Source organism: Pseudomonas sp. FP2338 (genome assembly GCF_030687515.1).
GTDB lineage: Bacteria > Pseudomonadota > Gammaproteobacteria > Pseudomonadales > Pseudomonadaceae > Aquipseudomonas > Aquipseudomonas salomonii.
The window spans coordinates 1,517,405-1,530,789 of sequence record NZ_CP117436.1 but is presented as its reverse complement, the minus strand read 5'-3'; the positions used below and the strand labels follow the sequence as shown (position 1 = coordinate 1,530,789).

The 13,385-nt window shown below is 60.5% G+C and carries 13 protein-coding genes; 1 reads left to right on the top strand and 12 read right to left on the bottom strand.

Going from position 1 to position 13,385, the window contains the following annotated elements:
• Positions 1-40: 40 nt before the first annotated feature.
• Genes surE through PSH96_RS06845 form a run of 5 tightly spaced genes read right to left on the bottom strand, consistent with a single transcriptional unit; the run spans position 41 to position 4,327 of the window.
• Positions 41-790: a 5'/3'-nucleotidase SurE gene (surE, locus tag PSH96_RS06865; protein WP_305458378.1), complete on the bottom strand. Its 750-nt coding sequence runs from the start codon at positions 788-790 to the stop codon at positions 41-43.
• On the bottom strand, positions 778-1,836 hold the full coding sequence (gene truD / locus PSH96_RS06860) for a tRNA pseudouridine(13) synthase TruD (RefSeq protein ID WP_305458376.1): 1,059 nt from the start codon (positions 1,834-1,836) through the stop codon (positions 778-780). Before truD ends, surE begins: the two co-directional genes overlap by 13 nt.
• Positions 1,833-2,306, bottom strand: coding sequence for a 2-C-methyl-D-erythritol 2,4-cyclodiphosphate synthase (gene ispF / locus PSH96_RS06855; RefSeq protein ID WP_012722614.1), 474 nt, complete (start codon positions 2,304-2,306; stop codon positions 1,833-1,835). The genes truD and ispF overlap by 4 nt, the downstream gene beginning before the upstream one ends.
• A 54-nt stretch (positions 2,307-2,360) precedes the next feature.
• Complete coding sequence (gene fghA, locus PSH96_RS06850) at positions 2,361-3,206, bottom strand: S-formylglutathione hydrolase (protein ID WP_305458375.1); 846 nt, start codon at positions 3,204-3,206, stop codon at positions 2,361-2,363.
• 8 nt (positions 3,207-3,214) lie between these two features.
• Positions 3,215-4,327 (bottom strand): S-(hydroxymethyl)glutathione dehydrogenase/class III alcohol dehydrogenase, encoded by a 1,113-nt coding sequence (locus PSH96_RS06845; protein WP_017137160.1) that lies wholly within the window; start codon positions 4,325-4,327, stop codon positions 3,215-3,217.
• Positions 4,328-4,436: 109 nt separating this feature from the next.
• Between PSH96_RS06845 and PSH96_RS06840 the strand changes: the two genes are divergently transcribed.
• Positions 4,437-5,333 (top strand): LysR substrate-binding domain-containing protein, encoded by an 897-nt coding sequence (locus PSH96_RS06840; RefSeq protein WP_305458374.1) that lies wholly within the window; start codon positions 4,437-4,439, stop codon positions 5,331-5,333.
• 153 nt (positions 5,334-5,486) lie between these two features.
• Here PSH96_RS06840 and ispD read toward each other — a convergent pair whose 3' ends face one another.
• The 7 genes from ispD to PSH96_RS06805 form a co-directional block, all read right to left on the bottom strand.
• On the bottom strand, positions 5,487-6,194 hold the full coding sequence (ispD, locus tag PSH96_RS06835) for a 2-C-methyl-D-erythritol 4-phosphate cytidylyltransferase (RefSeq protein WP_305458373.1): 708 nt from the start codon (positions 6,192-6,194) through the stop codon (positions 5,487-5,489).
• The gene (ftsB, locus tag PSH96_RS06830) at positions 6,191-6,469 is read right to left on the bottom strand and encodes a cell division protein FtsB (protein ID WP_017137157.1); all 279 of its coding nucleotides are present in this window, start codon (positions 6,467-6,469) and stop codon (positions 6,191-6,193) included. Before ftsB ends, ispD begins: the two co-directional genes overlap by 4 nt.
• A gap of 170 nt (positions 6,470-6,639) precedes the next feature.
• Positions 6,640-7,929, bottom strand: coding sequence for a phosphopyruvate hydratase (eno, locus tag PSH96_RS06825; protein WP_017137156.1), 1,290 nt, complete (start codon positions 7,927-7,929; stop codon positions 6,640-6,642).
• A 157-nt stretch (positions 7,930-8,086) separates the two neighbouring features.
• Entirely contained in the window at positions 8,087-8,932 is an 846-nt protein-coding gene (gene kdsA / locus PSH96_RS06820; protein WP_305458372.1) for a 3-deoxy-8-phosphooctulonate synthase, read from the bottom strand.
• 5 nt (positions 8,933-8,937) lie between these two features.
• Positions 8,938-10,569 (bottom strand): CTP synthase, encoded by a 1,632-nt coding sequence (locus tag PSH96_RS06815; RefSeq protein ID WP_029297256.1) that lies wholly within the window; start codon positions 10,567-10,569, stop codon positions 8,938-8,940.
• Between the two features lie 273 nt (positions 10,570-10,842).
• The gene (gene tilS / locus PSH96_RS06810; RefSeq protein ID WP_305458370.1) at positions 10,843-12,192 is read right to left on the bottom strand and encodes a tRNA lysidine(34) synthetase TilS; all 1,350 of its coding nucleotides are present in this window, start codon (positions 12,190-12,192) and stop codon (positions 10,843-10,845) included.
• 190 nt (positions 12,193-12,382) lie between these two features.
• Positions 12,383-13,330, bottom strand: a complete 948-nt coding sequence (locus PSH96_RS06805; RefSeq protein ID WP_017137153.1) for an acetyl-CoA carboxylase carboxyltransferase subunit alpha — start codon at positions 13,328-13,330, stop codon at positions 12,383-12,385.
• Positions 13,331-13,385: the final 55 nt, after the last annotated feature.

Here is a 13,385-nt window from a genome sequence, read left to right as displayed (position 1 = left end):
CCGATACCACGACGCAACAGGTCGTCTTGTTCACGCGCCATTAACGCAGCCCCTCAAGCCAACCATCCAGACTACTGAAGGCATCACTGAAGGTGCGATCGAGCTGCAACGGGGTAATCGAAACATAACCTTGCATCACCGCATGAAAGTCGGTGCCGGGGCCGCCGTCTTCGGCATCGCCGGCGGCAGCAATCCAGTAACCTTCCTTGCCACGCGGGTCGACCACCTTCAACGGCGCTGCCGCACGGGCGCGATGGCCCAGGCGGGTCAGTTGAATGCCGCGGATATGGTCGAGGGGCAAATTGGGAATATTGACGTTGAGCACAGTGCGCGGCGGCAAGTCCAGCGAGCCGTGGGCCTCCACCAGCTTGCGGGCGAAATACGCCGCCGTCGCCAGGTTATCCAGTTGCCGTGAGGCAAACGAAAAAGCGAACGAGGTGCGCCCCAGGAAACGCCCTTCAAGGGCCGCCGCCACGGTGCCGGAATACAGCACGTCATCGCCCAGATTGGCGCCCAGGTTGATGCCCGACACCACCAGATCCGGCGCCTGGTCCAACAAGCTGTTGATTGCCAGGTGCACGCAGTCGGTGGGGGTGCCGTTCACGCTGATAAAGCCATTGGCCAGAACCTGCGGGTGCAGCGGACGGTCGAGCGTCAGCGAACTGCTGGCGCCGCTCTTGTCCTGGTCCGGGGCAACCACCACGCACTCGGCGTAATCCTGCAGCGCAGCATAAAGCGCGGCAAGACCGGGTGCGGTGGCACCGTCATCGTTTGATATCAGAATACGCATGGGTTGTCCGTCGGCCCCACCGGCACCAGATCAACAAGCTCGCGCACCAACACAGTGGCGAAGCATCCGGCCGGCAGGACGAATTCCAATTGCAGAATGTCAGGACCGGGATAATGCCACGTCAACCCGCCAATGGGCAGTCGCAGAATGCGACGTTCCTGGCTCATGCCGGCGTTCACCAGCCAATCGCGCAGCTCTGGCTCGCTGGCGGCAATGGTTTGCTCAAGCGTATGGGTCGCGCCGCCGGCCGGTGAATCACCCTCGCCCCACTGTGGGCCGGTGGGGTGCAGGTCCAGAATCGCCAGGCGCGGGTCGCTGCATTCAGCCTCGCCCGCCGGGAAAAAACTGCGACTGTCGGTAAACGCCAGCAGGTCACCGACCTGGGCACGTTGCCAGGAGCCGTCCGCAACCCGCGCCGCCAACACTTTGTTAAACAGAAAGCTGCGCGCGGTCGACAGCAGCCGCGAACGCACATTGCGCTGCTCCGGCAACGCCTTGCGCGCCGCCCAATCGCGGGCGTCCACGACGTTGCCGCCGTTATGACCGAAACGCTGGGCGCCGAAGTAGTTGGGGATACCGTGCTGAGCGATCAGCTGCAAGCGTGCGTCAATGGCGGCGGTATCGCCGGCCAATTGGGTCAGGCGCAGGGTGAAACCGTTGGCCGAATGCGCGCCGCGTTGCAGCTTGCGCTTGTGGCGGCCCATCTTGAGAATCTTGAGGGTGTCGTTTTCGGCGCCGCTCATGTCCGGGTCGGCCTTGCCTGGCAATTGCACGCTGAACCACTGACGGGTCAGCGCCTGCCGGTCCTTGAGCCCGGCGTAGCTGACGGTGCGCAAGGGCACGCCGGCAGCCTTGGCGATACGGCGCGCAGCCTCTTCGGTATTCAGGCCGCGCTTTTCGACCCACAGCCACAGGTGCTCACCGTCGCCGCTCAGGGGAATGTCCAGCACTTCGTCGACCTGGAAATCTTCAGCCGTCGCTTTCAAAACCGCGCTGCCCAAAGCCTCGCCATAGGCACGCGGGCCCAGCAATTGCAGATCATTCATGCGCGCAGCAACAAGGCGACGGAGTGCACCGCGATGCCCTCTTCCCGGCCGGTAAACCCGAGCTTTTCGGTGGTGGTGGCTTTCACGTTGACTTGATCCAATTCAATTTGCAGGTCGGCGGCAATCAGCGCGCGCATCGACTCGATATGGGGGGCCATTTTCGGTGCCTGGGCCACGATGGTGTTGTCGACGTTGCCGACCTTCCAGCCCTTGGCGTGGATCAGGCCGACCACATGGCGCAACAACACACGGCTGTCCGCGCCCTTGAAAGTCGGGTCGGTGTCTGGAAAGTGCTTGCCGATATCGCCCAACGCGGCCGCGCCGAGCAAGGCATCGCTCAAGGCATGCAACACAACGTCGCCGTCGGAATGAGCCAGCAACCCATGGTGGTGTGCAATGCGCACGCCGCCCAAGGTGATGAAATCGCCTTCAGCGAAACGGTGCACATCGTAGCCGTGGCCAATACGCATAAAAAAACGCCCCGATTTAATTCAGGGCGTGATTCTACCTACTTTTGCCTCACATTAACCGAGCAAAGCACGAGCATGATGTCGCAAATGGTCTTCGATGAAGCTGGCGATAAAGAAGTAGCTGTGGTCATAGCCCGGCTGCAGGCGCAGTTCCAACGGGTGGTTGGCGGCCTTGGCCGCTTGCTGCAACGCCTCAGGCTTAAGCTGCACGGCAAGGAAATCGTCGCGATCACCCTGGTCCACCAGCAACGGCAGTTTTTCCGAGGCTTCGCTGATCAGCACGCAGGCATCCCACTCGCGCCATTTGGAGCGTTCTTCGCCCAGGTAACGGGAGAAGGCCTTCTGGCCCCACGGGCAATCCATCGGGTTGTTGATCGGCGAAAACGCCGACACCGATTGGTAACGCCCCGGGTTGCGCAAGGCACACACCAGCGCACCGTGACCGCCCATGGAGTGGCCGCTGATACCGCGCTTGTCTGAAGCCGGGAAATGCGCTTCAACCAATGCAGGCAATTCCTGCACGACATAGTCATGCATCCGATAGTGCTTGGCCCACGGTTCCTGCGTGGCATTCAGGTAGAAGCCGGCGCCGAGGCCAAAGTCCCAAGCGTTGTCCGGATCGCCCGGCACACCCGGCCCGCGCGGGCTGGTGTCGGGTGCGACGATGATCAACCCAAGCTCGGCGGCCATGCGCTGGGCGCCGGCTTTTTGCATGAAGTTCTCATCGGTGCAGGTCAGCCCCGACAGCCAGTACAACACTGGCAACTTGCCGCCCTGCTCCGCTTGCGGCGGCAAGTAGACGGCGAACGTCATGTCGCAACCGAGCACATCGGAATGATGCTTGTAGCGTTTATGCCAGCCGCCGAAGCTCTTCTGGCACGACAGGTTTTCCAGGTTCATGGCCGACCTCAGAAGTGGATGACGGTACGAATGCTCTTGCCTTCATGCATCAGGTCAAACGCTTTGTTGATGTCTTCCAGGCCCATGGTGTGGGTGATAAAGGTGTCCAGCGGGATCTCGCCGGTCTGGGCCATTTCCACATAGCTTGGCAATTCGGTGCGGCCGCGCACGCCGCCGAACGCCGACCCGCGCCAGACGCGACCGGTGACCAGCTGGAATGGGCGGGTGGAAATTTCCTGGCCGGCACCGGCCACACCGATGATCACCGACTCGCCCCAGCCTTTGTGGCAGCACTCAAGTGCGGCGCGCATCAGTTGTACGTTGCCGATGCACTCGAAGGAGAAGTCCACGCCGCCGTCGGTCAAGTCGACGATCACGTCCTGGATGGGGCGGTCGTAGTCTTTCGGGTTAATGCAGTCGGTGGCGCCCAGTTGCTTGGCGATTTCGAACTTGGCTGGGTTGATATCGATGGCAATGATGCGACCGGCCTTGGCTTTCACCGCGCCGATCACCGCCGACAGGCCGATGCCGCCGAGGCCGAAGATGGCCACGGTGTCGCCCGGCTTGACCTTGGCGGTGTTGATCACTGCACCGATGCCGGTGGTGACGCCGCAGCCCAGCAGGCAGACTTTTTCCAGCGGCGCTTCTTTAGGGATCTTGGCCACAGAGATTTCCGGCAACACGGTGTACTCGGAGAAGGTCGAGGTGCCCATGTAGTGGAAAATCGGCTGGCCTTTGTAGGAGAAACGCGTGGTGCCGTCAGGCATCAGGCCTTTGCCCTGGGTGGAGCGAATGGCCTGGCACAGGTTGGTCTTGCCCGACAGGCAGAATTTGCACTTGCCGCATTCCGGGGTGTACAGCGGGATCACGTGGTCGCCCACCGCGACCGAGGTCACGCCCTCGCCGATCGCTTCAACCACCGCACCGCCCTCGTGGCCGAGGATCGACGGGAAGATGCCTTCCGGGTCAGCGCCCGATAGAGTGTAGGCGTCGGTATGGCACACGCCGGACGCAACCACACGCAACAGCACCTCGCCGGCCTTGGGCATGGCGACATCGACTTCAACGATCTCAAGGGGCTTTTTCGCTTCGAAGGCTACGGCGGCGCGAGACTTGATCATCCGGGTTTCTCCAGGGAGTTAAAAACTGAGGCAGTGAGTGTAAAACATGGCTCAGTGATGAATAATCCAGGCAAAAGCAAAACATTATTGCCATACAGGGATAATCAACATGCTGGAAAACCGCTGGGAAGGCATCGATGAGTTCGTTGCTGTGGCCGAGTGCAGCCAGTTCACCGCGGCGGCCGAGCGGCTTGGGGTGTCTTCATCGCATATCAGCCGGCAGGTGGCGCGCCTGGAAGAACGGCTGCAAACGCGCTTGCTCTACCGCAGTACCCGCAAGGTAACCCTGACCGAAGCCGGCCAGACCTTTCTGCAACATTGCCAGCGTTTACAAGATGGTCGTGAAGAAGCGTTGCGCGCGGTGGGCGACCTCGCCAGCGAGCCCAAGGGCATGTTGCGCATGACCTGCGCGGTGGCGTACGGCGAGCGCTTTATCGTGCCGTTGGTTACGCGGTTCATGGGGCTGTATCCGCAATTGCGTGTGGATATCGAATTGAGCAATCGCCAGTTGGACCTGGTGCATGAGGGCCTGGACCTGGCCATTCGCCTGGGGCGCTTGCAAGACTCACGCATGGTCGCCAGTCGCCTGGCACCTCGGCGCATGTACCTGTGCGCGTCGCCGTCCTACTTGGCGCGGTATGGTCGGCCACATAGTTTGTCGGAATTGAGTCGGCATAACTGCCTGATCGGCAGCTCGGATATCTGGCAACTGGCTCAGGATGGGCGGGAATTTTCCCAGCGGGTGCAGGGAAACTGGCGCTGCAACAGTGGGCAGGCGGTACTGGATGCGGCGCTGCAAGGGGTTGGGTTGTGTCAGTTGCCGGATTATTACGTGCTGGAGCATTTGCACAGTGGCGCGTTGGTTTCATTGCTGGAGGCGCATCAGCCGCCGAATACGGCGGTGTGGGCGCTGTATCCGCAGCAGCGGCATTTGTCGCCGAAGGTCAGGAAGCTGGTGGACTTTTTGAAGGCAGGATTGGCTGAAAGGCCGGAGTACTGTGGCTGATTATTCGACGCCTGTACCGGCCTCATCGCGGGCAAGCCCGGCTCCCACAGGGGAATGCATTTCAAAGGTAGAGCTGACTTGCTTCCCACAGGGGAATGCATTTCAAAGGTGGGAGCTGGCTTGCCTGCGATGGAGTCGACTCGGTTTAACTGACTACCTGCGGTTAGCCCACCGCAACCTGAGCCATTCCAGATCTTCCGGCCGGGTCACCTTGATATTGTCCGCACGCCCCTCGATCAAGCGCGGCGCTTGACCGGACCATTCCATGGCCGAGGCTTCGTCGGTGATCACGGCATCGGCCACCAGGCTGTCAGCCAAGGCGCGGTGCAAGGCGCCCAGGCGGAACATCTGCGGCGTATATGCCTGCCAGATCAGGCTGCGGTCTACGGTTTCGACCACACGGCCATGCTTGTCGACGCGTTTGAGCGTGTCGCGCGCCGGCACGGCCAGCAGGCCGCCAACGGGATCATCGGCCAGTTCAGCCAGGAGTTTGTCGAGGTCATCCCGGCTCAGGTTCGGCCGCGCTGCATCATGCACCAGCACCCAGTCATCATCACTGGCGCCCAGGGCGTTGAGTTGCAACAACGCATTGAGCACCGAGCCCGAGCGCTCGTCTCCGCCGTCCGCACGCACGATGCGTGGGTCGTTGGCACACGGCAGGTTTGGCCAGTAAGGATCATCAACAGCAAGACTGACCACCAGCCCCTTGAGGCCTGGATGGTCGAGAAAACAGCCAAGGCTGTGTTCCAGAATAGTGCGCCCGCCCAGCTGCAGATACTGCTTGGGACGGTCCGCAGCCATACGGGCACCCACGCCCGCGGCAGGAATCACGGCCCAGAAGGCCGGTAAAGACTCAATCATTGGGCCAACTGGTAGAGGGTTTCACCCTCCTTGACCATGCCCAACTCATGGCGAGCCCGCTCTTCAACGGTCTCCGTACCTTTTTTCAGCTCAAGCACTTCGGCATCGAGGACGCGGTTGCGCTCCAGCAGACGTTCGTTTTCGGCATGCTGGTCGGCAATCTGCTGGGTCAACTCTTTTACCTGCGCAAAGCTGCCATTACCCACCCATAGGCGGTATTGCAGGCCAGCCAGCAACAAGAGCAAGACGAGGAACAACCAATTGGGACTGCGCATCGAAATCCGGGTATCCAGTAAAAAAAGACAGCCATGTAAAACTTTTACAGCAACTGATAGCACGAAGCCTGGAAGACCCAGGCTTGTGCTTGATAGCCATCAGATTAGCGCCGAAATACACACTGTCGTGAATTTTCCGACACAATCCTTAGACTTTTACCACTTAACAATCAGCCGCGAAACTCGCTGCGACCGTTGTACTTGGCTTTACCTGCCAGTTGCTCTTCGATACGCAGCAATTGGTTGTACTTGGACACGCGATCGGAACGGCACAGCGAACCGGTCTTGATCTGGCCTGCCGAGGTGCCCACAGCCAGGTCGGCAATGGTCGAGTCTTCGGTTTCGCCGGAGCGGTGCGAGATCACGGCAGTGTAGCCCGCAGCCTTGGCCATCTGGATGGCTTCCAGGGTTTCGGTCAGGGTGCCGATCTGGTTGAACTTGATCAGGATCGAGTTGGCGATCTTTTTGTCGATGCCTTCTTTCAGGATCTTGGTGTTGGTGACGAACAGGTCGTCGCCCACCAGCTGGATTTTCTCGCCGATCTTGTCGGTGAGGACTTTCCAGCCATCCCAGTCGGACTCGTCCAGGCCGTCTTCGATCGAGATGATCGGGTAGCGCTCGGTCAGGCCTTTGAGGTAGTCGGCAAAACCTTCCGACGTGAACACGTGGCCTTCGCCGGACAGGTTGTACTTGCCGTCTTCGTAGAATTCGCTGGCCGCGCAGTCCAGGGCCAGGGTCACGTCGGTGCCCAGCTTGTAGCCAGCGTTGGCCACGGCTTCGGAGATGACTTTGAGTGCATCTTCGTTGGACGCCAGGTTCGGTGCGAAACCACCTTCGTCACCCACCGCAGTGCTCAGGCCACGGGCCTTCAGCACAGCCTTGAGGTGATGGAAAATCTCGGTACCCATGCGCAGGCCTTCGGAGAAGGTCTTGGCGCCCACCGGCTGCACCATGAATTCCTGGATGTCGACGTTGTTATCGGCGTGCTCGCCACCGTTGATGATGTTCATCATCGGCACCGGCATCGAGTAAACACCCGGGGTACCGTTCAGGTTGGCGATGTGCGCGTACAGCGGCAGGTCCTGGTCCTGTGCAGCAGCCTTGGCAGCGGCCAGGGACACGGCGAGGATGGCGTTGGCGCCCAGGCTGCCTTTGTTGTCGGTGCCGTCGAGCTTGATCATCGCGTGGTCCAGGGCTTTCTGGTCCAGCGGGTCTTTGCCCAGCAACAGGTCACGGATCGGGCCGTTGATGTTGGCTACAGCTTTGAGTACACCTTTGCCCAGGTAACGGCTCTTGTCGCCATCACGCAGTTCCAGCGCTTCGCGCGAACCGGTAGACGCACCGGACGGCGCGCAGGCGCTGCCGATGATGCCGTTATCGAGAAGCACGTCGGCTTCGACGGTGGGGTTGCCACGGGAGTCGAGAACTTCACGACCTTTGATGTCGACGATTTTTGCCATTGTTGTAAACACTCCAAAGTTGACGAAAACGACGCAGCTGTAGGAAATCTTTTGACCGACCGCAAGGGTGGAACAACAGGGCAGGCTTGCAGGCGACAAGGCTCAGGCCCGCGGGCCTGAGCGTTTAGCGTGGGATACTTTACCGGAGAAACGCGACTTACGCGGTCTCTACCGTCGGAAAACTCTTGACCAGTTCGTCCAACTGCTTCAACTGGGCCAAAAACGGCTCCAGCTTGTCCAGGCGCAGGGCGCAAGGGCCGTCGCACTTGGCGTTGTCCGGGTCCGGGTGAGCTTCCAGGAACAGGCCCGCCAGCGACTGGCTGATGCCCGCCTTGGCCAGGTCCAGCACCTGGGCACGTCGCCCGCCAGCGGAGTCGGCGCGACCACCGGGCATTTGCAGCGCGTGGGTCACGTCGAAGAACACCGGGTATTCGAACTGTTTCATGATGCCGAAACCGAGCATGTCCACCACGAGGTTGTTGTAGCCGAAGCTCGAACCGCGTTCGCAGAGGATCAACTGGTCGTTACCCGCTTCCACGCACTTGTTCAGGATGTGTTTCATTTCCTGGGGCGCGAGAAACTGGGCTTTTTTGATATTGATCACAGCGCCGGTCTTGGCCATCGCCACGACCAGATCGGTCTGGCGCGACAGGAAGGCCGGCAACTGGATGATGTCGCACACCTCGGCGACCACGGCAGCCTGTTCAGGCTCGTGGACGTCGGTGATGATCGGCACGCCGAAGGCTTGCTTGATGTCCTGGAAGATCCGCATGCCTTCTTCAAGGCCGGGCCCACGATAGGAGGTCACGGACGAGCGGTTGGCCTTGTCGAAGCTGGCCTTGAATACGTAAGGGATACCGAGCTTCTCGGTCACTTTTACGTACTCTTCACAGACCTGCATCGCCATGTCACGGCTTTCCAGCACGTTCATGCCGCCGAACAGCACCATGGGCTTGTCGTTGGCAATCTCGATGTCGCCTACGCGAATGATCTTCAGGGCCATCAGGTTTACGCCTTCTTCTGATGTTGCGTCAGTGCTGCTTTAACGAAACCGCTGAACAACGGGTGACCGTCGCGCGGGGTCGAGGTGAACTCAGGGTGGAACTGGCAGGCCACGAACCATGGATGATCCGGCGCCTCGACCACTTCAACCAGCTTGCCATCACCGGAACGACCGGAGATTTTCAGGCCAGCTTCTTTGATTTGCGGCAGCAGGTTGTTGTTCACTTCGTAGCGGTGACGGTGACGCTCGACGATCACGTCCTTACCGTAGCAGTCGTGAACCAGCGAACCCGACTCCAGCAGGCAGTCCTGTGCGCCAAGGCGCATGGTGCCGCCCAGGTCGGAGGTTTCGGTACGGGTTTCAACGGCGCCGGTGGCGTCTTCCCACTCGGTGATCAAGCCTACGACCGGGTGGCCGCTGGTGTGATCGAACTCGGTGGAGTTGGCGTCTTTCCAGCCCAGCACGTTACGGGCGAACTCGATAACGGCCACTTGCATGCCCAGGCAGATACCCAGGTACGGCACTTTGTTTTCACGGGCGTATTGAACGGCGGTGATCTTGCCTTCCACGCCACGCAGGCCGAAACCGCCGGGGACGAGGATCGCGTCAACACCTTCGAGCAGCGCAGTGCCCTGGTTCTCGATGTCTTCGGAATCGATATAGCGCAGGTTGACCTTGGTACGGTTGCTGATACCGGCGTGGCTCATCGCTTCGATCAGCGACTTGTACGCGTCCAGCAGTTCCATGTACTTGCCGACCATGGCGATGGTGACTTCGTGTTCAGGGTTGAGCTTGGCGTCAACCACCGCTTCCCACTCGGACAGGTCCGCGCCATTGCACTGCAGGCCGAAACGCTCGACCACAAAATCGTCCAGGCCTTGCGAGTGCAGGATGCCCGGGATCTTGTAGATGGTGTCGGCGTCTTCCAGCGCGATGACCGCACGTTCTTCAACGTTGGTGAATTGCGCGATCTTGCGACGCGAGGAAATATCGATCGGGTGATCGGAGCGGCACACCAGCACGTCCGGCTGCAGGCCAATCGAACGCAGCTCTTTTACCGAGTGCTGGGTTGGCTTGGTCTTGGTCTCGCCGGCGGTGGCGATGTACGGCACCAACGTGAGGTGCATCAGCATCGCGCGCTTGGCGCCGACTTCGAAACGCAGCTGGCGGATGGCTTCGAGGAACGGTTGGGATTCGATGTCACCCACGGTGCCACCGATTTCCACCATCGCCACGTCGGCATCGCCTGCACCCTTGATGATGCGGCGCTTGATCTCGTCGGTGATGTGCGGGATCACCTGGATGGTTGCACCCAGGTAGTCACCACGGCGCTCCTTGCGCAGCACGTGCTCGTAGACACGGCCGGTGGTGAAGTTGTTGTTCTGGGTCATGGTCGTGCGGATGAACCGCTCGTAGTGGCCCAGGTCCAGGTCGGTTTCGGCGCCGTCGTGAGTGACGAACACTTCACCGTGCTGGAACGGGCTCATGGTGCCCGGGTCAACGTTGATGTACGGGTCCAGCTTGAGCATGGTGACCTTAAGTCCCCGCGCCTCCAGGATGGCCGCCAATGAAGCGGAGGCAATGCCTTTCCCCAATGAAGAAACAACACCGCCCGTGACGAATATGTAGCGCGTCATGAAAAACCCTAGAAGTCTGCGTTAAAGCGGTCCGAGCCGCCGGGGAAAGCGAAGGAAGGCCGAAGCCCCCGATCACCTGCATTAATCACAGTGCACCTTTCAAAAAAACCGCCGCGTGGTGACAGACCAGCAATGAAACACCGGTACGTTGATCGCTACACATTTTTTGGAATCGCCCAGCAAAGACTGCTTGGTAATCGGCAACTGCTGCGATTCAGCTGAATCCACAGAAGTTGTATCAAGAAGGGAGCGTAGTCTACCGGAAAGCCTCTATCAGCTCAAACCTTGATCGCACGTCTGTGGCATCCAATGTAATTGCCACTTGCCAGCCGAGCAGGCCCCTAGCCCCGCAAGGGTTGGGACAGCCAGCAATTGCTCGCCCTGATAGAGCAGCGGCAATCTGCCACGCATGAAACCTGGCAAGCCACTTTCATTCAGCAGGCGCTTCAAGTCCCGCCGGCCTCGACCAGGCACATCGATGATTTCGCCGCCTTGGCGATAACGGATCACCAACGGGCCTGCGGGCGCGTCTCCGATAAATTCAAGCTGACCGTTACCGGGTAACTCTAGTGGGTTTTGCGGATGGGGCCAGCTCACCGGCGTGTCGGAAAACTCTGAGTAGGCGGAAGGCAACCACCACACGTGCTCGCCGCAGCGGTGCAACTGACCATCGGCCAGGCGCCACAGCGGTTGCGCATCACCCTTGGCATCCCGCAAGGAATACCAACTGGCCCAGTGGTCGCTGTCGGGTAAACGCGTCAGCGGCGTCAGCCAATGGCGCAGGGCATTGCGCTGGCGGGCGTCGGAAAGCCCGCGCAAGGGAGCGAGGGCCAATGACGGCAAGGCCAGCCAGGGGAACGGCGAAGGTGGGTCGGCGGCTTGCAGGTCAATAACGGCCAATTCGTCGAGCAAGGCCTGGGCTTCGCTCAAGTGCTCGGCAGTGCGGGCCAGGCTAACGACAGCTTGAGGCCAACGCTCGGTCAGCAGCGGGAAAACACGATGGCGCAGGTAATTGCGTGCAAACCGGGAATCGGCGTTGGAAGGGTCTTCGATCCACTGCAACTGATGCTGCTGCGCATAGGCTTGCAGCTCGGCGCGTGAGACATCCAGCAAGGGCCGCACCAAGTGTCCCTGTTCCAAGTGTCCGTCAGCCAAGCGCCCCCCCGCCAATGGGCGATGCACCGGCATGGCCGCCAAGCCTCGCACCCCCGCGCCGCGCAACAGGCGAAACAGCAGGGTTTCGGCTTGGTCGTCACGATGCTGGCCGGTGAGCATCACCTGCCCTGCCCCGGTTACTTCGGTAAACGCCCGGTAGCGCGCCTCACGCGCTGCACGCTCAAGGCTGGCACCCGACTGGACTTGCACGCGCAGCACCTGCAAAGACACGCCCAGCTCGTCACATACGGCCTGGCAATGATCTGGCCAGGCATCGGCGGCCGCTTGCAGGCCATGGTGAATATGGATTGCGCTGAGGGGCGGCAGGGTTTCGGTGTTTGCCAGGGAGGCCAGGAGGTGCAGCAGGACGGTGGAATCAAGGCCGCCAGAGAAGGCGATATGCCAGGCCGAGGCGTTGCGCCAAGGGGCGAGGTTTTGCAGAAGTTTGGCGGGTAAAGTAGGGCTCATCAAAAATACCGGCGCAGAACTGGAATACGGCAGCCAAGCATACACAAAGCAAATGTGGGAGCGGGCTTGTGTGGGAGCCGGGCTTGCCCGCGATGCAGACAACTCAGTTCATCTGTTACACCGAGTTGATGCTATCGCAGGCAAGCCAGCTCCCACATAAGCCAGCTCCCACATTGGGTACTGCGTCGACTTAGAGGCCGTAGCTCATCAGGCGCTCATAACGACGCTTGAGCAGCGCTTCGTTGTCCAGCTTCTTGAGCATCGCCAGTTGCGAACCCAGCTCGGCACGGATAGTCGCAGCAGCAGCAGCCGGGTCGCGATGGGCGCCGCCCAATGGCTCGGCGATAACCTTATCAACAATGCCAAGGCCTTTGAGGCGATCGGCGGTGATGCCCATGGCTTCGGCAGCGTCCGGCGCTTTTTCGGCGGTTTTCCACAGGATCGAGGCGCAACCTTCCGGCGAAATCACCGCGTAGGTCGAATATTGCAGCATGTTCAGTTGGTCGCACACGCCAATGGCCAGCGCACCGCCGGAACCACCTTCACCAATCACGGTGGCGATGATCGGGGTTTTCAAGCGGGACATCACACGCAGGTTCCAGGCAATCGCTTCGCTCTGGTTGCGCTCTTCGGCATCGATACCCGGGTAGGCACCCGGGGTGTCGATGAAGGTCAGGATCGGCATCTTGAAGCGCTCGGCCATTTCCATCAGGCGGCAGGCCTTGCGGTAGCCTTCCGGGCGCGGCATGCCGAAGTTGCGGCGCACCTTTTCACGCACTTCACGGCCTTTCTGGTGACCGATCACCATCACTGGCTGGTCGTCCAGGCGAGCGATACCGCCCACGATGGCTGCGTCGTCGGAGAAGTGGCGGTCGCCATGCAGCTCGTCGAACTCGGTGAAAATGTGCTGAATGTAGTCCAGGGTGTACGGACGGCGCGGGTGGCGGGCCAGGCGCGCGATCTGCCAGCTGGTCAGCTTGCCGAAGATGTCTTCGGTGAGCGTGCTGCTCTTGTCTTGCAGGCGAGCGATCTCATCGCCGATATTCAGCGAATTGTCATTGCCGACCAGGCGCAGTTCTTCAATCTTGGCTTGCAGGTCAGCGATCGGCTGTTCGAAATCAAGAAAATTCGGGTTCATAAGCGTCCGTCTTGGGTCGACGGCCAAGGAGTGCCTGGCCAGCCGGTTGTCTATT

Bases quoted from the DNA above. Each gene is read 5' to 3' on its own strand.
- surE (WP_305458378.1), bottom strand. From the start codon at position 790: ATGCGTATTCTGATATCAAACGATGACGGTGCCACCGCACCCGGTCTT.
- truD (WP_305458376.1), bottom strand. From the start codon at position 1,836: ATGAATGATCTGCAATTGCTGGGCCCGCGTGCCTATGGCGAGGCTTTG.
- ispF (WP_012722614.1), bottom strand. From the start codon at position 2,306: ATGCGTATTGGCCACGGCTACGATGTGCACCGTTTCGCTGAAGGCGAT.
- fghA (WP_305458375.1), bottom strand. From the start codon at position 3,206: ATGAACCTGGAAAACCTGTCGTGCCAGAAGAGCTTCGGCGGCTGGCAT.
- PSH96_RS06845 (WP_017137160.1), bottom strand. From the start codon at position 4,327: ATGATCAAGTCTCGCGCCGCCGTAGCCTTCGAAGCGAAAAAGCCCCTT.
- PSH96_RS06840 (WP_305458374.1), top strand. From the start codon at position 4,437: ATGCTGGAAAACCGCTGGGAAGGCATCGATGAGTTCGTTGCTGTGGCC.
- ispD (WP_305458373.1), bottom strand. From the start codon at position 6,194: ATGATTGAGTCTTTACCGGCCTTCTGGGCCGTGATTCCTGCCGCGGGC.
- ftsB (WP_017137157.1), bottom strand. From the start codon at position 6,469: ATGCGCAGTCCCAATTGGTTGTTCCTCGTCTTGCTCTTGTTGCTGGCT.
- eno (WP_017137156.1), bottom strand. From the start codon at position 7,929: ATGGCAAAAATCGTCGACATCAAAGGTCGTGAAGTTCTCGACTCCCGT.
- kdsA (WP_305458372.1), bottom strand. From the start codon at position 8,932: ATGGCCCTGAAGATCATTCGCGTAGGCGACATCGAGATTGCCAACGAC.
- PSH96_RS06815 (WP_029297256.1), bottom strand. From the start codon at position 10,569: ATGACGCGCTACATATTCGTCACGGGCGGTGTTGTTTCTTCATTGGGG.
- tilS (WP_305458370.1), bottom strand. From the start codon at position 12,192: ATGAGCCCTACTTTACCCGCCAAACTTCTGCAAAACCTCGCCCCTTGG.
- PSH96_RS06805 (WP_017137153.1), bottom strand. From the start codon at position 13,330: ATGAACCCGAATTTTCTTGATTTCGAACAGCCGATCGCTGACCTGCAA.